The following is a 21449-nucleotide window of genomic DNA, read 5'->3' on the forward strand; positions in this document are numbered from 1 at the left end:
CACCAGCGCCAGGCCGGAGATTGCCAGCAGGTAGACCCAGCCGATACCCAGGAGTCTAGTTCGCACGAGCCGCTTCCTCGCCGGCGAGCCCGCCTTCGAGGCCTTCCATGTCCAGGCCGTCGGACGGCGCCACCACCACGGTCTCCGCCGGCGGGAAATGGAGCCGGATCGAATCCCCGCGGTTGATGGCCTCGCGGTGATGCCGCCTCACCCTGACCGGCTGGCCGCAGGACTCGACGGTGTGCACGTAACCCTCGCCGACATAGCTCGACGAGGCCACGGTGCCGGTGACGAGATTGGCGGCCTCCGCCGGAATGTCACCGTCGATCTCGATGTCTTCCGGACGGATGCCCAACATGCAACTCGCCCCGGCCGCAAAACCCTCGCGGGCGGTCCGTTGCGCGTCGAGCTGGCCGAAGGCCGTCTCCACGCGCGCCGTGTCCCCGTTGCCGCCACGGTAGACCGCCGGAAAAATGTTCATGTCGCCGATGAAGCGCGCGACGAACTCGTTTTCCGGACGGTGGTAGACCGCCTGCGGATCGCCGATCTGGACGATGCGGCCCTCCGACATCACCGCGATGCGGTCGCCGGTTTCCAGGGCTTCAGCCTGGTTGTGGGTGACGTGGATCGTCGTCAGGTTGAGCCGGTGCATCAGGTCGCGCATCTGGGCGCGCAGCCGGACCTGGAGCTTGAAGTCCAGGTTACTCAGCGGCTCGTCCATCAACAGGATGCGGGGCTGCAGCGCCAGCGCCCGCGCCAGCGCCACCCGCTGCTGCTGGCCGCCGCTCAGCGTGATCACCGGCCGTGCGGCCAGGGCGTCGAGGCCGAGCATCTCGAGCACCTCGCCGACGCGGTCCCGCACCGACTCCTTGTCCATCTTCAGGCGGCCGCGCCGGAGCGGGAAGGCGATGTTCTCGAACACGTCCATGTGCGGCCAGATGGCGTAGGACTGGAACACCATGGCGATGGGGCGTTGATCGGGCGGGACGAAAAAGCCGTTTTCGGCGTCGAAGATGGGATGCCCGTCGATGCGGATCTCGCCCGCGGTGGGCCGTTCCAGTCCGGCGATGGAACGCAGCATGGTGGTCTTGCCGCAGCCCGACGGGCCCAGCAGGACGAAGAACTCGCCCGTGGCGATGTCCAGGTCGATGCCGCGCAGGGCGTGCACCACGCCGTCCCGCAATGGAAACTTCGCCTCAAGACGCCGTGTCTGCAGCACCGCCATCGTTCGGTTCCAGGGTTACGGTCTATTCGGACGCGAGAACCCCTTCGTCCTGCAGCCGCTTGATGGTGGCTTCGGCCGTGGCGCGCGCATCGCCGCCGGTGTCGCTGGACATGAAGGTCTGCTTCTCGAATTCACGGCCGAAGAACTCGGACTTGACCTGTGCCGGGAAGTTCATGAACACCTCGGTGCGCCGCTTCCGCTGCCGGTCGAGATCGACGGTGGAGACCAGCACGGATTCGCCCGCCCCGTCGATGCGGGCGTCGACGTGGCCGAGGTAGTTGACGACCGTGGAGGCGCCGCGCGTGCCCTGCGCCGCGCTGTACCGGCCGCTCAGCGCGCCGGCGTTGGCGGAGGCCACGTACACGAGGTTCTCGTAGGCGCGCGACCGGCGCACCTGGTCGCGCGTCTCGGCCATGGGCCCGTTGGTCTCGGTGGTGGGGTGCAGCAGGATCTCGGCGCCGCGAAAGGTCAGGGCGCGCGACAGCTCGAAGAAGTTCACGTCGTGCTCCACGATCGTCGCGAGCCGCCCGTACGGCGTATCGAGCACCGGGAACAAGGAGTCCTCGCCGTACCGCCGGACGTACTCCGTGTACACGTCCGCCGGACAGACGCTGGGGATCAGCCCTTCCACGTTGTGCTCGTGGCACTTGCGGTAGCGCAGTTCCACGGCGCCGGAGGGACCGGCGATGAAGCCCGTCGTGAACCACACCTCGGACCAGTCCGGGTCCCGTTCGAAGGCGGCTCCCGCCACGTAGACCCCGTGCTCCCGTGCGAACGCCCCGATCACTTCGGTCTCGGGCCCGGGTATCTCGATGCAGACCGCCTTCCAGTCATCGGGTGTGCGCTTGTGGTTGAACCCCTGAAGCCACGCTTCGGGGAACACCACGACGCGCGCCTCGTCCCGGACCACCGCCGCCTCGGCGATATCCAGCCCGCGCCGGAGGTTGCGGGCGATGACGTCGTCCTTGCGGTCCGGGTCGTCGATGACCTCGATGGACGACTGGACACAGGCGATCTGGAACTTCTTCGGCATGGTCAGGCCAGGGCGCGGTTCTGTTGTTCCGACGGGGCCGCCGGTTCGTATCCCTCGGGCGGCGCGTAGACCCCGTCCCGGAGATAGCGCGCGATCACCGCCTCCGTGCTCTGCCGCGCCTCGGACTTGTGCGCGATGGGCGCTTCGAGCCAGCGGTTGATGCCGGTGGCCTGGTGCCGGGTGTATTCGCGCGCATAGATCTCCGTGCGCGACTGCACCAGGATGTTGTCGCGTATCTCCGCGCGCCGCTCCCTCAGAGCCCGCAGGTCGATGGGGCCGATGGCCAGCGCCTCGCCGGGGTTGGGAGCCGCGCCGGCCACCTTGCCGTTGAAGTCGACGATCTCGGAGCCGCCGTGGGAACGGTGCAGGGGCGAGATCTCGCCGTCGCGCCGCTCCTGGAAGTTCAGGCCCGGCGAATCCGCGAACACGTTGCCCGACACCTGCGCGGCGTAGCCGCCGTGATTGGAGGAGATGACGTACATGCAGTTCTCGTAGGCGCGGGTGCGCCGGCTCATCTCCCACGGCTCCCGGTGCGGTCCATACGGCTCGCCCGTGCAGTGCAGCAGGATCTCCGCGCCGTGCTGCGCGAAGGCGCGCGGCATCTCCGGGAAGTTGATGTCGTAGCAGTTGATGAGCGCGAGCCGCCCGATCTCGGTGTCCACCACCGGGAAGAGCGCGTCTTCCCCGCCCTCGTTCTTCACGTACAGGTCATAACAGCCGGTGGGTGTCGAATAGGTGGTGTGGCCCTGTACGTCGGCTCCGTTGATCTTGCGGTAGCGCAGCACGAGGTCGCCCGACGGGCCGAACAGGTAGGCGGAGTTGAACCAGCGGTTCGGATAGGCCGGATCGTACTCCATGGTGCCGCCGGCCACATAGGCTCGGTTGATGCGCGCGAAGTTGGCGAGGGGCTCCAGCTCCGGCCCGGGAATGCGGAGGGCGATGCGCGTCCATTCCTCCACCGAGCGGACGTGCTCCACGCCGGTCAGGGAGAACTCGGGCAGCACGTAGAGCTTCGCCTGGCCCCAGCGGCAGCTTACGTACTCCATTAGCGAGAGGTAGCGATTGACGTTCTCACGGATGATGGCATCGCGCCATTCCGGTTCGCGGACGTGGCGGATGATGGTCTGAACGGCGACCGCCGTGTATTTCTCGATCATCTTCGAGCTCCCTTCCTCCCCGCGGCCCTTGTCCATGAGCGCCGCCCCCCACCCCTGGATTCCCGCTTCCGCGGGAATGACGTTTCGGGGGTGCCGTTGCCTGTTGTGGGTCCTACTGTTGTGGGTCCTATACGGCTGCGACCCGTTCCTCCATCCCCAGGCGGCGCGCCACGGGGAAAACCTCGTCACGGAGGAGCCTCATGGTCTGACGGACACTGTCGTCGGGCACGTTGCCGATCTTGACGCTCAGATTGGTCACGCCGTGACCGAACTCCTCGTAAAGTCGCGTGATCTGTTCGATGGCCATGTCCGGCGTTCCGCACATGACCAGACCGCGCTCCATCCGCTCCTCAAGGGAAAGCTGATTGTGTGTACGGAGCTTCGTCGTCTGGCGCTCGGCGTCCTGGTCATCCTTGAAATAGCGGGTCTTCTGCACGACCAGCCGCTGTGCCGTGCGGATGCCCCCGCCAAGCACGTTGAAGAAGTAGTCGTAGCCCCGGCGCAGCGTCTTGACCGCCTCGTCCTTGCTCGGGGCGACGGAGCAGTTCATGGCGAGGATGATATTGTGGGGCCGCGGCTCCCAGCCGAGCTTGCGCGCATGTTCCCGGTAGACGTCTATGGAGTGGTGCGCCGTTTCGTAGTCCTGGACGCGCAGGACGCCCATGGTCGCGCCGTGCTCGGCGGCGAGGCGGGCGGAGCCGTCGCTGCTCGCCGACATGACGATCTCGGGATGCGGCTTCTGGGCCGGCTTGGGCCAGATGGAAACCGCGCGGAACTGGTAATACTCGCCCTCCCAGCCGAACGGCTCCGGCTCGGTCCAGGCCTTCTTGATCAGTTCGATGGCCTCGTTCATGCGCCCGTAGGACTCGCTGGGCGCGACGTTGTAGGCGACGTATTCGTGCGGAATACCGCGCATGAACCCGGCGACCAGCCGCCCGCCGGAAATCATGTCCAGCATGGCGTATTCCTCGGCCACGCGGATCGGGTTGACGATGGGCACGATGTTCCCGGATTGCAGGATCATCGACTTGCTGGTGCGTTCGGCGACGCACGCGCCGATCAGGTTGGGGTTCGGCATCAGCCCGTAGGGACTCATGTGGTGTTCGTTGTTGCCGATCCAGTCGAAGCCGCACTCCTCGGCGAACACCTTGGTGTCGATCCCGGCCCGGAAGATCCGCATGCCTTCGTCCGGGGAGAACTGCTTGTTGGCCACCGGCCAATCCTGCCCGACCTTTTCGACTCCGGTATAGGGCATGTGGTGCGTGTACGAGAATTTCATTCTACTTCCTTGGAGGGCTGCAGTCCGTTCTCCCGGAACCGTGGCCGGACTGTTCGCTTGGTTGCGCGTTTGTATCCTCGGCCAATGTCCTATTGTTTGTCAACTATGAGCCGGACGCGCACGACGGCCTTCAGTTCGCCGTCCGAAACCCAGTACTCCGCCGGAAACCTTGGCGAACTATTCCGAATTGGACGGCGAGCCATTCCGAAACGGACGGAAGCCATACGTCCTGGGGCCCCGCCGGAGGCGCAGCGGAATCCCTACCCGATCCGCTCCAACCCGCCCATGTACGGCCGTAGCACCTCCGGGATCACGACGCTGCCGTCTTCCTGCTGGCAGTTCTCCAGGATCGCCACCAGGGTGCGGCCGACGGCCAAGCCGGAGCCGTTGAGGGTGTGCACGAGCTGGGGGCGCTGCTTGGGAGCCGGGCGGTAGCGGATGGCGGCGCGGCGGGCCTGGAAGTCGGTGCAGTTGGAGCAGGAGCTGATCTCCCGGTAGGTCCCCTGCCCCGGCAGCCACACCTCGATGTCGTAGGTCTTGGCCGCGGAGAAGCCCAGGTCCGCGGTGCAGAGCTCCACCACCCGGTAGTGCAGCCCAAGGCGCTGGAGCACGGCCTCGGCGTCGCGGGTGAGCTTCTCCAGTTCCTCGAAGGAGCTTTCCGGCTCGACGATCTTCACCAGCTCCACCTTGTTGAACTGGTGCTGGCGGATCAGCCCGCGCATGTCCTTGCCGTAGGAGCCCGCCTCCCGGCGAAAACAGGGGGTGTAGGCGCAGTAGTAGCGGGGCAGGTCGGAGGCGTCCAGGACCTCTTCCCGGTGGATGTTGGTGAGCGGCACCTCGGCGGTGGGGATGAGGAAGTAGTCGGGGTCCGCGGTGCGGAACATGTCCGCCTCGAACTTGGGGAGTTGCCCGGTGCCGGTCATGGTGTCGCGGTTCACCAGGAACGGCGGCAGCATCTCCTCGTAGCCGTGCTCCCGGGTCTGCAGGTCCAGCATGAAGGCGATCAGCGCCCGCTCCAGCAGCGCGCCGTGGCCCCGGTAGAGGGTGAAGCGCGCGCCGGTGAGCTTGGCGCCACGGGCGAAGTCGAGGATGCCGAGGTTTTCGCCGATCTCCCAGTGATTCTTCGGGGTGAAGCCGAACTCGGGAGCCGCGCCCCAATCCCGAAGCACCGGGTTGTCGGCCTCGGACTCGCCCACGGGCACGCCGGCGTCCGGAAGGTTCGGGATGTCCAGCATGGAATCGCTGAACCGGCGCTCGGTCTCGGCGAGCGGCTGATCCAGTGCGTCGAGCTCTTTGCTGACTGCGCCGATCTCCTCCATCAGGGACGCGGCGTCGCCGCCCGACTTCTTGAGCCGGCCGATCTCGCCGGAGAGCTTGTTCTTCTGCTCCTTGAGCCGCTCCCAGCGGGCGAGGGTCTCCCGGCGTTCCCGGTCCGCCGCCAGCACGGCCTCCCAGTCGATATCTGTCCCTCTCGCGGCCATGCGCTCCCGCAACCCTTCCGGGTCCTCGCGCAGGATCCTGACGTCAATCATCCACTATCCCTTCTCCTACGGCTCGGAAAAATCGAACGCATGGCGGACATGGCACACCGCCGGCGGAGTCGAACCGAGCGAAATGCCGACCACATCGAACTGGACGTCACGGTCATGCAACCGGTGTCTGGTGAGGTAATGAAGAGCAACACGCTTCAACCTGCGCTGCTTGGCGGCGTTGACCGCTTCCAGAGGCGCGCCCGACGTGTCCACCCTGCGGGTCTTGACCTCCACGAACACCACCGCGCGTTTGTCGAGGGCGATCAGGTCGATCTCGCCAAGAGGGCACCGGTAGTTGCGTTCGACGACAGCGTAGCCTCGGCGCTTGAGGTAGCGCTCGGCGAGATCCTCTCCGGCCTTGCCCAGGGACTTCCGCTCATCGCCCATCCCTTTTTCTGGCAGCAAAGAGCCGCACCGGCAAGCCTGCCTCCGTGGCCTCGGCGGACCCTGGCGCCGTGTGCTCCCGGAATTCCCGCACGGGCTTGAAGCTGCGGCGATGGATGGGACAGGGACCATGGCGGTCCAGCGCCGCGGAATGGCGGCGGCTGCGGTAACCCTTGTGGCTGGCGAAGCCGTACTCCGGATACAGGGCGTCCAGCTCCACCATCATCCGGTCTCGGGCGACCTTGGCGATGATGGAAGCGGCCGCGATGGAGAAGCAGAGCCGGTCGCCGCCCTTGACGGCGCGCTGCGCCGGCGCCGCCGTCCACGGGCCGCCGTCCTCCAAAAGACTCGCGGCGGGGATGCCGTGGGGCCCGTCGATCATGAGGTAATCCGGCGTGACCGCCAAGCCCCGGACGGCGCGGGCCATGGCCAGGAGGCTGGCCCGCAGGATGTTGAAACGGTCGATCTCCTGCGCATCGGCCACGCCCACCGCCCACGAGGCGGACTGTTCCTTGATCCAATCGGCCAGGCGCTCGCGTTTTCTGGCGGTCAACAGCTTCGAGTCCTTGATGTCGGGATTGAAGGCGCCGGGATCGAAGACCACCGCCGCGGCCACCACCGGTCCCGCCAGGGGGCCGCGCCCAACCTCGTCCACGCCGGCGACGCATCGAAAACCCCGCGAAAGTGCATCCGTTTCGTAGGACGTGCCGTCGGGTCCACGGCGCTCGGGAGCGAGCAGGCGGCCGTTTCGAGACGGTTCGGGCGAGGTTCGTTTGCCGGGCATTCGAGGCGTATGATAGAAAATCGGCGTGAAAATCACCAGCGAAGAGGTCCGGCACGTGGCCACCCTCGCCCGTCTGGACCTCACTCCGGACGAGCAGGAACAGCTCGCCGGCCAGCTCGACCGCATCCTCGAATACATGGACAAGCTCAACGAGCTCGACACCGGCGGCGTCGAGCCCATGTCCCACGCGGTGGACGTCGTCAACGTCCTGCGCCCGGACCGGGCCGTCAACCAGCCGCGGACCGACGCCCTGCTGCGCAACGCCCCAGCCCGGGATGACGACTTCCTGAGCGTCCCGAAGATCATTGAATGACATGACATCGGAACGAACGGCAGCAGGCCGATCCCCGTTCGTCCTGAGCGTAGCGGAGCGAAGTCGAAGGGCGCCATGACCACCGATCCGTGTTTCCTCAGCATCCATGAACTGCACGACCGGCTGTTACGCCGGGAGTTGAGCGCCGTCGAGTTGGCGGAGGCGCTGTTCGCGCGCATCGACGGCACGGACGATACCATCGGCGCCTACCTTGCCGTGTGCCGCGAGCAAGGCCTGGAGGCCGCACGTCGAGCGGACGCTCGCTTCGCCGAGGGCGACGTGTCGTCGAAGCTGCTCGGCATCCCCGTGGCGCTCAAGGACGTGCTCCTCACAGACGGCGTGGCCACCACGTGTGCGTCCAGGATCCTGGACGGGTTTTCGCCACCCTATGACGGCACCGCGGTGCGTCGCCTCAAGGAAGCCGGCGCCGTGCCGCTGGGCAAGACCAACATGGACGAGTTCGCCATGGGCTCCTCCACCGAGAACTCCGGCTACTCCATCACCCGCAATCCGTGGAACCCTGACCATGTGCCAGGCGGGTCCTCGGGCGGTTCCGCGGCCGCGGTGGCGGCCGGCCAGTGCATCGCCGCGCTGGGCACCGACACCGGCGGTTCCATCCGACAGCCGGCGTCGTTCTGCGGAATCGTGGGCCTAAAGCCCACCTACGGACGGGTCAGCCGCTACGGCGTGGTGGCCTATGCGTCGTCGCTGGACCAGGTGGGACCCATGACTCGAGACGTGACCGACTGCGCGCTGGTGCTCCAGGCCGTCGCCGGCCACGACCCCGCAGACTCCACCTCGGTGGACGTGCCGGTGCCGGACTACGCCGCAGCGCTCACGGGCGATGTGAAGGGATTGAAGATCGGCGTCCCGAAGGAGTACTTCGCCGCCGGGCTCCAGCCCGAGGTGGAGCAGGCCGTGCGGCGAGGCATCGACGAACTGGAGAAGGCCGGCGCCCTGGTGACGGAGGTGTCGCTGCCGCGCAACGACTACGCCGTAGCCGCCTACTACATCATCGCCGCGGCCGAGGCCAGCTCGAACCTGGCCCGCTACGATGGCATGCGCTACGGCCCAAGGGTCCAGGCCGAAGACCTGACCTCCACCTACATGAAGAGCCGCGCCCAGGGCTTCGGGCACGAGGTGAAGCGGCGGATCATGCTGGGCACCTACGTGCTCTCCGCCGGCTACTACGACGCCTATTATCTCAAGGCCCAGAAGGTGAGAACCTTGCTCAAACAAGACATGGAGTCCGCCCTGGGAGAATGCGACGCCATCGTCGCCCCCACCTGCCCCACCACCGCCTTCAAGCTCGAAGAGATGACCCACGACCCGCTGCAGATGTACCTGTCGGACATCCTCACCATCTCCGTGAACCTCGCCGGCCTGCCGGCGCTGTCCGTGCCCTGCGGGTTCGACGACGCCGGCCTCCCCATCGGCATGCAGATCATCGGCCGGCACTTCGACGAAGCCACGGTGCTGCGCCTGGGCTACGCCTACGAGCAGGCGACGGAGTGGCGTACGCTGAGGCCGGAAATTTAGCCCCGCACCCGAAAGCCCTGCACTCCCTGCCTCAGCCCGCCCATGGACCCCGGGGCAAGCCCTGGGTGACGGAAAGTGGGATTCCCCGCGTTACCGGTCCGAGCGTCCTCGGTTCAAGCGGTACCCAGAATCAGCGTGGCGTGCATGGCCAGGCTGCCGCCGTGGCCGCTGATGATGCCCACCTTGGCGTCGGGTACCTGGCGTTCGGGCTCGACCTCGTTGCCACGGAGTTGGCGGGCGCCTTCGGTGAGGTGGAGCATTCCTTCCAGGTGGGCCTGGGACAGGAGGCCGCCGTGGGTGTTGAGGGGGATCTCGCCGTTGATGCCGATGCGGCCGTCCTTGACGAAGTCCTTGCCCTCGCCCTTCTCGCAGAAGCCGTAGTCCTCCAGGGTGATCATGGCGGTGATGGTGAAGCAGTCGTAGAGCTCGGCGAAGTCCATGTCCCTGGGCTCAAGCCCGGCCATGTCGTAGGCCATGCGCGAGGACTTGCGTCCGCCCAGGGTGGTGAGGGTGGGCGCGTCCAGCAGGCTGAAGTGGGGGTGGTGCTGCCCCATGCCGAGGATCACCACCGGCGGCTTGGGAAAGTCCTTGGCGCGCTCCAGGCTCGTGACCAGCACCGCGCCGCCGCCATCGGACTCGAGGGAGCAGTCGAGCAGGTGCAATGGGTCGACGATCATGCGGGACTGCTGGTGGTCCTCGATGGTGATGGGCTTCTTCATGGTGGCGTTGGCGTTCAGCGACGCATGCCGGCGGGTGGAGACGGCGATCTCCGCCAGGTCCTCGCTACGGGTGCCGAACTCGTACATGTGGCGCTGGGCCGCCAGGGCGTGGCCGGCGGCGGCGGCGAAGTGGCCCCAGGGCCGCTCCCAGTGCTCGTCGCCGCGACGGATGGGGTAACCGGGAGTGGCGTCACCGGTGGAGCGCTTGCGCGCGTGCACGCACAGCACCGTGTTGCACATGCCGGCGTCGATGGCCATGACCGCGTGCTGCACCATGGCGATGGGAGTGGCGCCGCCCAAGGCCAGGTCGGTGGCGTACACCGGGGTGATGCCGGCCATGTGCGCCAGACGCACGGCGTAGCTCCGGTGGGCGTCGTTCAGCGGCTGGTTGGTGAGGAAGCCGTCCACCGCGTCGCCGCGTATGCCCGCGTCGTCGAGACATGCGCGGATGGCCTCCAGGTGCAGAGAGTGCGTGGTTCCGTCCGGACGCTTGCCCACCTGCGTCTCGCCCACGCCGACGATGGCGTATTTTCCCCCGAGATTGGCCATGGTTCCTCCTTGGCGGGGCAGAGCCCCGCGCCGCGGAATGATTGAGAATCCGTAACAACAAAGGGTCGAGGGCGTCAAGAATTGCGGACACACGGCCTTTCTGTTACCTGCCGAAGCATGAGCTACGAAACGGTCATCGGTCTGGAGGTGCACGCGCAGATCCTGACCGAGTCCAAGATCTTCTGCGGCTGTTCCACGCGCTTCGGGGAGGCGCCCAACCGCAACACCTGCCCGGTGTGCATGGGCTTTCCGGGGGTGCTGCCGGTGCTGAACCGCAAGGTGGTGGAGCACACCATCCGCACCGGGTTGGCCACCCACTGCACCATTGCCGCGCGCAGCCGCTGGGCGCGCAAGAACTACTTCTATCCCGACCTGCCCAAGGGCTATCAGATCAGTCAGTACGAGTTGCCATTGTGCACGGGTGGCCACGTGGACGTGGGCGTGAACGGCGGTGCGAAACGGGTGCGGCTCACACGCATCCACATGGAGGAGGACGCGGGCAAGAACATTCACGACGCGCGCGGCGACCACAGCTTGGTGGACCTCAACCGGGCGGGGGTGCCGCTCATGGAGATCGTGAGCGAGCCAGACATGCGCAACCCCGGCGAGGCCGGCGAGTACCTGCGGACCCTGCGCTCGATCCTGGAATACCTCGAGGTGTGCGACGGCAACATGGAAGAGGGGAGCTTCCGCTGCGACGCCAACGTGTCGCTGCGGGAGGCGGGAGACGAGGAGCTGGGCGTCAAGGTGGAGATCAAGAACCTCAACTCGTTCAAGGCGGTGGAGAAGGCGCTGGAATACGAGATCCGGCGCCAGGGACAGGTGCTTTCCGAGGGAGGCGCGGTGGTGCAGGAGACGCGCCTGTGGGACCCGGACGCGGAAGTCACCCGGTCCATGCGCTCCAAGGAACACGCCCATGACTACCGCTACTTTCCCGATCCGGACCTGCTGCCGCTGGAAATAGACGACGCGTGGATCGACGAGATCCGCGCCACCCTGCCGGAGCTGGCGCAGGAGCGGCAGAACCGTCTCGTGGAGCAGTACGGACTGCCTGACTACGACGCGGACATCCTCACGCAACGACGTGACGTGGCCGACTACTTCGAGGCCGCGGTCAAGGCCCACGCCAATCCCAAGGCCATCGCCAACTGGCTCATGGGGGATCTCTTCCGGGTGCTCAAGGAACGCAAGCTCGACGCCGCGCTGCGCATCGAGAGCTGGCCCGTGGCGGCCGCGGATCTGGCACGCATGGTGAAGTTGGTGGACGAGGGCACCATCAGCGGCAAGCTCGCCAAGACCGTGTTCAACGAGATGTTGGAGACCGACAAGGGGCCGGACGCCATCGTCAAGGAGAAGGGGTTGGAGCAGGTGTCGGACACCGGTGCATTGGACGCCGCCGTGGACGAGGTGCTGGCGGCGTGCGCGGCGCAGGTGGAAGAGTACCGCGCCGGCAAGGAGAAGGTCTTCGGCTTCCTCGTGGGTCAGGTGATGAAGGCCACGCGCGGCAAGGCGAATCCGCAGATGGTCAACGAGATACTTCGCGGCAAGCTACAGGGCTGACGGCCGCGTCGGATCAGCGTCAGGTGCGGTAGTCCGAGTTGATCCGCACGTACTCGTGCCCGAGGTCGGAGGTCCATACGGACGTGCCGGCGTCGCCCATGCCGAGGCTGATGCGGACGGTGAACGACGGGCGCTGCATGACCTTGGCGGCGGCGGACTCGCGGGTGCCGACGGCGAGGCCGCGGCGCACCACCTTGACGCTGCCCAGAACCACGTCGATGGTTTCTTCCACCACGGGCACGCCGGCGTTGCCGATGGCCATCATGAAGCGGCCGATGTTGGGGTCCTCGCCGAAGAAGGCGGTCTTGACGAGCTTGGAGTTGGCCACGGTGAAGGCCACCTTGCGCGCCTCGGCCACCGTGCGGGCGCCGTCCACGCGGATCTCCACCAGCTTCTTGGTGCCCTCGCCGTCGGCCACGATCTTGAGCGCCAGCTCCTTCATCACCCGGGTCATTTCCCGCTCCAATACGTCCTCGCCCTCGCCGCCGCGGGTGATGCGGGGGTTTCGGGCGACGCCGTTGGCCAGGCACAGCACGGTGTCGTTGGTGCTGGTGTCGCCGTCCACGGTGATGGCGTGGAAGGTCGCGTCCGTGGCCCGGCGCACCATCGGGCGCAACACGGCCGGGGCGACGGCGGCGTCGGTGAGCACGTAGCACAGCATGGTCGCCATGTTGGGAGCGATCATGCCGGCGCCCTTGGCGATACCCGCGATGTGGATGGTGCGGCCGCCGATGCGGCACGTGGCCGCGGCGATCTTGGGGCCGTTGTCCGTGGTCATGATGGCCTGGGCGGCGTCCTGGAGCGCGCCGGGCGAGAGCGCCGCGGCGGCATCCGCGATGCCGCGCGTGATCTTGTCCATGGGCAGGCGCACGCCGATGATGCCCGTGGAGGACGGCAGCACCCGCCGCGCGTCGATGTCCAGGTGCCGCGCCGTCTCGGCGCACATGGCTTCCGCGTCCCGGAGCCCGCCCGGACCGGTGCAGGCGTTGGCGTTGCCGCTGTTCACCACCACCGCCTGAAGCTGCCCCGAGCGCACGTGTTGCGCGCCGGCGGTGACGCTCGGGCTCTTGACGCGGTTCCTGGTGAACACGGCGGCCGCGGCGGCCGGGCCCTCGGAGGCGATGAGCGCCAGGTCCTTGCGCCCGCTCTGCTTGAGGCCGCAGGCTACACCGGCGAAGCGGAAACCCGGCACTCCGGACGGGGTCTTCACTTGCCGTGGCATCGCTTGTACTTCTTGCCGCTGCCGCACGGACAGGGGGCGTTGCGCCCCACCTTGTCGCCGTCCCGCCGCACCGTGGACACGCGCTCCGGGCCCTCGCCGTCGCCGTGGCTCAACATCATCTGCCGGGGCGCCTGCCGGGCTTCCAGCTCTTCCAGCTCGGCGGCCGAGCGCTCGTGGTCCACCTCCACCGTGAAGAGCTTCCCGACCACGTCTTCCTGTATCCGGTCGGACATCTCCTGGAACAGCTCGTACCCTTCCCGCTGGTACTCGTGCAGCGGGTTCTTCTGGCCGTAGCCGCGCAGGCCGATGCCCTCCTTGAGGTGGTCCATGTTGAGGAGGTGGTCCTTCCACAGGACGTCGATGGTCTGGAGCATGATGATGCGCTCGAGCTGCCGCAGCAGCTCCGGGCTCAGTCGCTCCTCCTTCTCCTCATAGCTCTGCGTAACCAGGTCGACGACCTTCTCCTCGACATCGTCGGCGTTGAGGCTTTGCATCTCCTCCGGCGTGAACTCCAGCCGCACGTTGAAGCGCCCTCGGAGACTCTCCACGAGACCCGCGAGGTCCCACTCCGACGCCATGGCCTGCTTGTCCACGAAGCGGCCGGCGGTCTCCTCGGCAAGCTGGGTGGCCATCTCCAGCACGTCGTCCCGGAGCTTGTCGCCCGCGAGCGCGTCCCGGCGCTGGCCGTAGACCACCTCGCGCTGCTTGTTCATGACGTCGTCATATTCCAGCAAGTGCTTGCGGATATCGAAATTGTGCGCCTCCACCTTCTTCTGGGCGTTCTCGATGGCCCGGCTCACGAGCCCGTGCTCGATGGGCACCCCCTCCTCCATGCCCAGCCGGTTCATGATCCCCTGCATGCGGTCGGCGCCGAAGATGCGCATGAGGTCGTCTTCCAGCGACAGGAAGAACCGTGACGCGCCCGGGTCGCCCTGGCGTCCGGCGCGGCCACGCAACTGGTTGTCGATGCGGCGGCTCTCGTGGCGCTCGGTGCCGATGATGTGGAGCCCGCCGGCCGCCACCACCTTGTCCCGCTCGGTCGTCGAGTTGTCCTGGTAGCCGGCGAGGATCTCGTCGTAGCGGTGACTGTAGGCCTCCGGCGCTTTCTCCAGCTCTTCGCGCACCTCCTCCACCGCCTGCACGTACTCGAGCCGCTTGGACTCGTAGGCCTCGTGGGCCTCCCGGGTCTCCTTCTCGTAGGGAATCCGCAGCGCCTCGCAATGGGCTTCCGCCTCCTCGAAGGCGGCGCGGTTGGCCTCGAAATCCTTCACCAGCGCCGCGTCCTCGCTCGTGGAGACCACCGACTGCGTGACCACGAACTCGTACTCCTCGAGGCGCTGTTCGTACAGCCGGCGGCTGTCGTCGACAGCCTCCAGCAGTTGCTGCCGCTGGCCGTCGGCGCCCTGCCAGCGCTCCACGAACGCGCCGAAGGCCTCGCACGCCGCGCGGAACTCGCGTCGCGCTGGCGACTTCTCCACGTCCTCGTGTGCCAGCACCGCGGTGTCGAGAGTCTCCTTGACCTCGAGGTACGACTCCGGGATGGCGCGGAAGCTGTGCAGGGCGTCGATGAGCTCGGACGAGGACACCTCTTCGTACTCCTGGCGGAGGTCGCGGAACGGCGACAGCCCCATGAGGCGGCCCTGGATCTCGGTGAAGCTGCGCAAGGCGTCGCTGCGCTGCTGCTCGTACGTTTCCGACGCCGCCTTGTAGCGTTCGTCGGCTTGGCGGACCTGCTGGTCGTACTTCTCCTTCAGCTCCCGCAACGCGTCCTCGTAGCGCTGCGCTCCCTGGAGCGGCAGCTTGGCGGCGCGGGTGATCCATTCGTTCTCCATGTCGGAGCGCGCCAGGAACTCGGGGTTGCCTCCCAGCAGGATGTCGGTGCCGCGGCCGGCCATGTTGGTGGCGATGGTGACGGCGCCGAGCCGCCCCGCCTGCGCGATGATGGACGCCTCGGCCTCGTGGTTCACGGCGTTGAGGACGTTGTGTTTGACCTTCTTCTTCTTGAGCATCGAGGAGATCAGCTCCGACTTCTCCACCGACACCGTGCCCACCAGCACGGGCTGGCCCTTGGCGTTGGATTCCGCGATCTCCTCCACCACCGCCTCGTACTTCTCGCGCTCGGTGCGGTACACCACGTCGGCGTAGTCCGCCCGGACCATGGGCCGGTGGGTGGGCACCACCACCACGTCGAGGTTGTAGATCTTCTTGAACTCGGGGGCCTCGGTGTCGGCGGTGCCGGTCATGCCCGCGAGCTTCGTGTACATGCGGAAGTAGTTCTGGATCGTGATGGTAGCGAGGGTCTGGTTCTCCTCGCGGATGTGCACCCCCTCCTTGGCCTCCACCGCCTGGTGCAGCCCGTCGGACCAGCGCCGCCCCGGCATGAGCCGGCCGGTGAACTCGTCGACGATGATGATCTCGCCGTCCTTGATGACGTAGTCGACGTCGCGCTTGAAGATGTTATGGGCCTTCAGCGCCTGGTTGACGTGGTGGAGCGTATCGATGTGCCGTGGGTCGTAGAGGTTGTGCACCCCCAGCAGCCGCTCCACCTTGGCCACGCCGCCCTCGGTGAGGGAGACGGTCTTGGCCTTCTCGTCGATGGTGTAGTCGCCCTGGGCCTCGATGGCCGCCCGGTCCTCCTGACGCACATCGCCCTGGGTCACGGCGCCGCGCTGGAGCTTGGGGATGATGCGGTTCAGCCCGTAGTACTTGTCGGTGGACTCCTCCGCCGGCCCCGAGATGATGAGCGGGGTGCGCGCCTCGTCGATCAGGATGTTGTCCACCTCGTCCACCACCGCGAAGTGGAGCTCCCGCTGGACGTATTCCTCCAGCGCGAACTTCATGTTGTCGCGCAGGTAGTCGAAGCCGAACTCGTTGTTGGTGCCGTAGGTGATGTCCGCCCGGTAGGCCTCCTGGCGCGAGACCGGCCGCAGGTTAAGGTAGCGGTAGTCCTTGGTGATGTAGGTGGGGTCGAACTGGTAGCTGTGGTCGTGCACGATGGAAGCCACCGACAGCCCCAGGGCGTGGTAGATGGGCCCCATCCACTGCACGTCGCGCCGCGCCAGGTAGTCGTTGACCGTGATCAGGTGGACGCCCTTGCCGGTGAGCGCGTTCAGGTAGAACGGCAGCGTCGCCACCAGGGTCTTGCCCTCGCCGGTCTTCATCTCGGCGATCTTGCCCTCGTGCAACACCATGCCGCCGATGAGCTGGGCGTCGAAGTGGCGTAGCCCGATGGTGCGCCGGGACGCTTCCCGTGTGGCCGCGAAGGCCTCCGGCAGGAGGTCGTCCAGGGTCTCGCCGTCGCCCAGCCGCCGCCGGAACTCGTCGGTCTTCTCCCGCAACTCCGCGTCCGTCAGCTTCTCGAACTCCGGCTCCAGCCCGTTGATGTGCTCCACCACCGGCCTGAGCCGCTTGACCTCCCGGTCGTTCTTGGTGCCGAAGACCTTCTTGACGATGTTGCCGCCGAACATGGCTTCAGGATAGCGATTCAGGGGGCGAGTTGCAATTTTTGGCGCCTCTCAAACTCAAAGCGACGACCAGAAACAACAAGACCCCGGGCGCATACCAATGGCAGAGGCGGGTCCGGGGTTTACGTGGGACCCCTCAGGCCGCCCCCACCAACTCGTTCCCCAACTCCTTGCCGCAGCTCGGGAAGTAGCCGAACACCTGGTCCCAGACTTCGCGGGTTTCCATGCACAGGTAGATGGGGACCACCGGCGCGGCCTCGCGGATCCAGCCGCGCATCTTGCGGTACATGGCTACGCGCAGGGGCTGGAAGTAGCGCATCTTGCCGTCGGGGCACGGGACCTGTTCGCCGGAGAGGATGCGGGTGGCGGGGAAGCGCCGGCGCATCACGCGCTTGAGCGACGGGGTGGTGCGGAGCACGCCCATGCTGGTCCAGGCCATGCGGCGGTGGTCCAGGCGGGTGAAGATCCGGTGCAGCAGGTCGCGGTAGTCTTCTTCCCAGCCGGGGTACTCCACCATGGGGTCGAAGTGGAAGCCCAGCTTGTAGCCGGCCTGCTGACAGCGGTAGGCGGCGTCCAGACGCTCTTCGAGGGAGGCGGTCAGGCCCTCGTCGGCGTCGATGACGCTCTGGGGGTTCATGGACCACGAGACGACCACCCGCTCTTTCGGGTCGAGGCCGAGGAGGCTGTCGACGTGGCTGCTCTTGGTCTTGAGCTCCAGCAACGCGTTGGACTGCTCGGCGAAGAACGGCACGGTGGCGGCGGCGAAGCCGATGAGGGGTTCCAGCGCCAGGCTGTCGGTGATCTCGCCGGTGCCGATGCGGAAGAGGAAGCCTCGGTGCTTCGACAGCAGGTCGCGGGTCTCGGCCAGGAGGTCGTCTACGTTGCTGAACACCTTGAGGGCCGGGTTCTCGGCGAGGTAGTCCTGCAGGTAGCAGTAACTGCAGTCCATGGGGCAGTTGCTGGCGAAGTTGATGATGAAGTAGTTGCAGCACACTTGGCCGTCGCTGCCCGGGCATGCCTTGAGGAACCTGCCCTTGTGGCGCATGAGCAGGAGGTCGCGCTTACCCCGCGAGATGGGGTCGGCGGCGCCGTCGCGCTCGGCCCAGTAGCGCTGGGGGTCCGGTACGGTGACGAAGGGCACGTCGGGCAGGGACTTCCGGAGGTTGTCGAAGATCACCGACCCCTCGGAGCCGTTCTCCACGATGACCCTTTCAGGCCGGTACGCTTGCAACTTCCTTCCCCTCCATGAGCACGAATACTTCTCTTGCGGAATCGTCGCCGGCCAGGGATTCCAGCTCCCGGGCCAGACGGGCCAGCGCGTCGACGCTGCCAGCCTGCAACTCTACCTTGAGGCCGCCTTCGAGTCCCGGCGCCACAGTGATGCGGATGCGCGGATCGAGCTTGAGGCCACGGAGGCGGGCGCGGACCTCATCCTCGATGCGGGTGAGACGCGGGTAACGCAGCCGGCGGAGCGCCTCCTTGGCGTGTTTGAGTCGATCGTTGCGGCTCATTCGGCTGTCGGACAGGGTCGGGGCGAGCTCCTTGCCGTCGATGATGGCGGCGATGGAGCAACCGTCGCGCAGGGAGATCTCCACGCACCAGTCCAGGAAGTCGTTGAAATGGTTGCCGCCGAGACGCAAGCCGCGCGCGAGCCGCAGCATCGCCGTCTGATCCGGCCCGCCCAACGCCAGCCATCGCTGCACATCCTGGGCGCGAATGCCCCGCTCCCGGCCGTAGCTCGTGATCTCTTCCGACAGTGTCACTTGTTCTGTAAGGCTGACACGCGGCGCAGCCGCTCCTCATAGTCTCGCGCCATGGCTTCGTTGCCGCGTTTCCGGAACCCCTTCGCCAGAATCGTAACCTTTTTCGCCAGGGCCTCCAAGGCCCATCCGGTCTTCTCCGCGTCCAAACCCGACTCGATGAGGTTGGCAATGGACGTGACCCGGAAGCGGTCGAACCCCCAGGTGGAACGGGAGAGCTGATCCGCGTGTCCACCCCGTTTGGTGACCAGCGCCTCGGGGATCAGCGGGATCTCGGTGTCCCTGGCGATGCGCAGCCACAGGTCGTAGTCCTCGCACACGGGCAGCGACTCGTCGAAGCCACCGACCCGCTCGAACAGGTCCCGCCGCATCATCACCGCCGAGGGGCTGACGAGGCAGAGATCGAGGCTGGCGCGGAAGATGTCGCCGGAGGGCTTGCGGTGCTTGTTCCTCGGGTTCACGCGCACGCCGTTCCGGATCCAGATCTCGTCGGTCTGACAGATCTCGACTTCGGGATGGCGTTCCATGAAGCTGAGTTGGCGCTCGAGCTTGTGGGGGTGCCAGAGGTCGTCGGAGTCGAGGAAGGCCAGATACCCGCCGGATGCGCGGGAGGCCCCATGGTTCCGGGCAGCCGCCACGCCGCGACGGCTCTGGGTCAGAACGGTCAGCCTGACCCCGTAGTCCCGCAACCGGCACGCGGTGTCGTCCGTGGAGCCATCGTCGACCACGATCAACTCGAAGTTGTCCGCGGTCTGCACCAGCACCGACTCCACGGCCTCGCCGAGCATGGGCCAACGGTCGTGGGTGGGAATGATGACGCTGACGAGCGAACCGGGATCCTTCGCCATGAACACGTTGGGGAAAACCATGATCGATCGAATGGCGTCCTTCGAAATGGCGTCCTTCGACTTCGCTTCGCTACGCTCAGGACGAACGGTTGGATGCAATTCCCCCTCGTCTGCGTTTATCGAACTGCTCACGACGAACGATCGTAGACCAACTCCCGTTCGTCCTGAGCGTAGCGAAGCGAAGTCGAAGGACGCCAACTCGCGGGTGCCAACAAGTCACGCTACGAGTCACGTCACCCCATGTACCGGGTCAGGAACAGCGACAGCTCCGGGACGTAGGTGATGATCAAAAGCGCGACCACGTTGATGACGATGAACGGCACGAGACCCGGATAGAGGCTCTTCAGCGGCGCCTTGAACAGTGCCTGGGTGACGAAGATGTTGAGGCCGAAGGGCGGCGTGAACATGCCGACGGCCAGATTCACGGTCATGATGATGCCGAAGTGGACCAGGTCCACGCCGATGGCGACGGCGATGGGCGCGAGCAGCGGCGTCAGCACCAGGATCGCGGAGGCGGGATCGAGCAGGCAGCCCACGAACAGCAGGAATACGTTGATGGCCAGAAGCGCCATCCACGGCGGCAGCTCCATGTCCCGGATCATCGCCACCATGCTCTGCGGCGCCCCGCTGATGGTCAGTAGCTGCGAGAAGACCCCGGCCGCGGCCACGATGATCAGCACCTGGGCCGTCAGGTACATGGAGTTGACGGAGACTTCCCAGATCCCCTTCCAGCCGATGTCGCCGTAGATGAACCGCGTCACCACGATGGCGTAGACGCAGGCGATGCCGGCCGCCTCGGTGGGCGAGAAGACGCCGGCGTAGATGCCGCCGAGGATGATGACGGGCATGCCCAGGGCCCACACGCCTTCCCTGCTGGCCACCAGGAACTCCCGGAAAGAGAACCCCGAGGCTTCGCGGATGCCGTGCCTCACGGCGAACGCGTAGATGTAGGCCGCCATCAGCAGCGCCATCAACAGGCCGGGGACGATGCCGGCCACGAACAGCAGCACCACCGACTCCTGCGCCGACACGCCGTAGAGGATCATTCCGATGGACGGCGGAATCACGATGGCGATGGCGCCCGACGAGGTCAGCAGGCCCGTGGAGAACTTCTCGTCGTAGCCGGCGTTCCGCAGCGGCCGGTAGAGCAGCCGCCCGACCGCCGCCACCGTGGCTGGGCTGGAACCGGAAATGGCGCCGAAGACGGTGCATGTCCCCACCGCGGTCAGCGCCAGGCTGCCGCGGACGCCGCCGATGGCGGAAAGGACCCAGGTGACGATGCGCCTGGAGATGCCGCCCCGGCCCATCAGGTCGCCGGCGAAAATGAAGAACGGCACCGCCATGAGCGCGAACTTGTCGATGCTGTCGAACATCTTGATGTGCACCGTGGTCGGCGGGACCGGAGCGAACAGCAGCAGCACGATGGCGGAAGTGGCCAGCAGGATGACGAAGATCGGGAATCCCAGCAGCAGCAGGATCACCGGCACGACGGCCATCACCCATTCCACGAGATCACTCCCTCCGGCCGCCCGGTTCAGTCATCCTGGTCGTCGCCGCCGTATTTCTGCACGATCTCGCCCGCAAACTCGCCCTTCACGTACGAGCGGAAGCGCAGGGCCACCGCCAGGAACATGAGCACGAACCCCAGCAGCAGGGCGAAGTGCGGTATCACGGTCGGGATCTCGGCGACGACGCTGCGCTGGCCGAAGTTCCACACGAGCTTCACCACGGTCCAGGTCTGGGGAATCACGAAGACGCACACCGCCAGGAAAGAGAGCGCGGCAATGCCGTTGATGACCTCTTTCCAGGGCGAGGGCAGCATGATGGAGAAGAAGTCCATCTTGAGGTGCTGCCCCTCGAAGGCAACCAGGACGGCACCCATGAAGACCGTCCAGACCATGATGTAGACCATGGTCTCGTCGGCCCAGATGAGGGGCTGGAGAAAGACGTACCGGCCGATGACGTTGGCGAAATTGACCGCGATGCCGGCGACGATCAGCGCGCCGACGATCGCCCTCGGCACCGTCACGACGACGAAGCGGAGAGGCCTTGGAAGTTCAGGGTCGGACATGGCCTCTCGG

The 21449-nt window shown here is 66.5% G+C and carries 17 protein-coding genes and 1 pseudogene; 3 read left to right on the forward strand and 15 right to left on the reverse strand.

The window, feature by feature from the left end; genetic code table 11:
• Positions 1-55: 55 nt before the first annotated feature.
• From OXU42_08520 to OXU42_08550, 7 genes and pseudogenes are all read right to left on the reverse strand, one after another.
• Positions 56-1225: an ABC transporter ATP-binding protein gene (locus tag OXU42_08520; protein MDE0029426.1), complete on the reverse strand. Its 1170-nt coding sequence runs from the start codon at positions 1223-1225 to the stop codon at positions 56-58.
• A gap of 22 nt (positions 1226-1247) precedes the next feature.
• Positions 1248-2258 (reverse strand): hypothetical protein, encoded by a 1011-nt coding sequence (locus tag OXU42_08525; GenBank protein MDE0029427.1) that lies wholly within the window; start codon positions 2256-2258, stop codon positions 1248-1250.
• A gap of 2 nt (positions 2259-2260) precedes the next feature.
• Positions 2261-3451, reverse strand: coding sequence for a hypothetical protein (locus tag OXU42_08530; GenBank protein ID MDE0029428.1), 1191 nt, complete (start codon positions 3449-3451; stop codon positions 2261-2263).
• Between the two features lie 91 nt (positions 3452-3542).
• On the reverse strand, positions 3543-4694 hold the full coding sequence (locus OXU42_08535; GenBank protein ID MDE0029429.1) for an LLM class flavin-dependent oxidoreductase: 1152 nt from the start codon (positions 4692-4694) through the stop codon (positions 3543-3545).
• A gap of 260 nt (positions 4695-4954) precedes the next feature.
• Positions 4955-6226, reverse strand: a complete 1272-nt coding sequence (gene serS / locus OXU42_08540) for a serine--tRNA ligase (protein MDE0029430.1) — start codon at positions 6224-6226, stop codon at positions 4955-4957.
• Positions 6227-6241: 15 nt separating this feature from the next.
• Positions 6242-6613: a YraN family protein gene (locus OXU42_08545; GenBank protein ID MDE0029431.1), complete on the reverse strand. Its 372-nt coding sequence runs from the start codon at positions 6611-6613 to the stop codon at positions 6242-6244.
• A 73-nt stretch (positions 6614-6686) separates the two neighbouring features.
• A pseudogene (locus OXU42_08550) lies at positions 6687-7394 on the reverse strand (ribonuclease HII).
• A gap of 25 nt (positions 7395-7419) precedes the next feature.
• Between OXU42_08550 and gatC the strand changes: the two are divergent.
• Positions 7420-7707 (forward strand): Asp-tRNA(Asn)/Glu-tRNA(Gln) amidotransferase subunit GatC, encoded by a 288-nt coding sequence (gatC, locus tag OXU42_08555; protein ID MDE0029432.1) that lies wholly within the window; start codon positions 7420-7422, stop codon positions 7705-7707.
• A gap of 75 nt (positions 7708-7782) precedes the next feature.
• The gene (gatA, locus tag OXU42_08560; GenBank protein MDE0029433.1) at positions 7783-9246 is read left to right on the forward strand and encodes an Asp-tRNA(Asn)/Glu-tRNA(Gln) amidotransferase subunit GatA; all 1464 of its coding nucleotides are present in this window, start codon (positions 7783-7785) and stop codon (positions 9244-9246) included.
• Positions 9247-9359: 113 nt separating this feature from the next.
• Here gatA and OXU42_08565 read toward each other — a convergent pair whose 3' ends face one another.
• A complete protein-coding gene (locus tag OXU42_08565; GenBank protein ID MDE0029434.1) occupies positions 9360-10514 on the reverse strand; it encodes a thiolase family protein in 1155 nt (384 codons plus the stop codon).
• Between the two features lie 81 nt (positions 10515-10595).
• Here OXU42_08565 and gatB point away from each other — a divergent pair, with 81 nt between their 5' ends.
• Positions 10596-12074: an Asp-tRNA(Asn)/Glu-tRNA(Gln) amidotransferase subunit GatB gene (gene gatB / locus OXU42_08570; GenBank protein MDE0029435.1), complete on the forward strand. Its 1479-nt coding sequence runs from the start codon at positions 10596-10598 to the stop codon at positions 12072-12074.
• 19 nt (positions 12075-12093) lie between these two features.
• Here gatB and argJ read toward each other — a convergent pair whose 3' ends face one another.
• The 7 genes from argJ to OXU42_08605 form a co-directional block, all read right to left on the reverse strand.
• Entirely contained in the window at positions 12094-13296 is a 1203-nt protein-coding gene (gene argJ / locus OXU42_08575) for a bifunctional glutamate N-acetyltransferase/amino-acid acetyltransferase ArgJ (protein MDE0029436.1), read from the reverse strand.
• On the reverse strand, positions 13281-16763 hold the full coding sequence (secA, locus tag OXU42_08580; protein ID MDE0029437.1) for a preprotein translocase subunit SecA: 3483 nt from the start codon (positions 16761-16763) through the stop codon (positions 13281-13283). The genes argJ and secA overlap by 16 nt, the downstream gene beginning before the upstream one ends.
• Before the next feature lie 133 nt (positions 16764-16896).
• A complete protein-coding gene (locus OXU42_08585; protein ID MDE0029438.1) occupies positions 16897-17991 on the reverse strand; it encodes a radical SAM protein in 1095 nt (364 codons plus the stop codon).
• Positions 17972-18523: a hypothetical protein gene (locus OXU42_08590; protein ID MDE0029439.1), complete on the reverse strand. Its 552-nt coding sequence runs from the start codon at positions 18521-18523 to the stop codon at positions 17972-17974. The genes OXU42_08585 and OXU42_08590 overlap by 20 nt, the downstream gene beginning before the upstream one ends.
• The gene (locus tag OXU42_08595) at positions 18520-19389 is read right to left on the reverse strand and encodes a glycosyltransferase family A protein (GenBank protein MDE0029440.1); all 870 of its coding nucleotides are present in this window, start codon (positions 19387-19389) and stop codon (positions 18520-18522) included. Before OXU42_08595 ends, OXU42_08590 begins: the two co-directional genes overlap by 4 nt.
• 212 nt (positions 19390-19601) lie before the next feature.
• Positions 19602-20876 carry a TRAP transporter large permease gene (locus OXU42_08600; GenBank protein MDE0029441.1) on the reverse strand — a complete coding sequence of 425 codons (1275 nt, stop codon included), beginning with the start codon at positions 20874-20876 and terminating at the stop codon, positions 19602-19604.
• A 26-nt stretch (positions 20877-20902) separates the two neighbouring features.
• Positions 20903-21439 carry a TRAP transporter small permease gene (locus OXU42_08605; GenBank protein MDE0029442.1) on the reverse strand — a complete coding sequence of 179 codons (537 nt, stop codon included), beginning with the start codon at positions 21437-21439 and terminating at the stop codon, positions 20903-20905.
• Positions 21440-21449 lie beyond the last annotated feature (10 nt).

The organism is Deltaproteobacteria bacterium, assembly GCA_028818775.1.
Lineage (GTDB): Bacteria > Desulfobacterota > Binatia > UBA9968 > JAJDTQ01 > JAJDTQ01.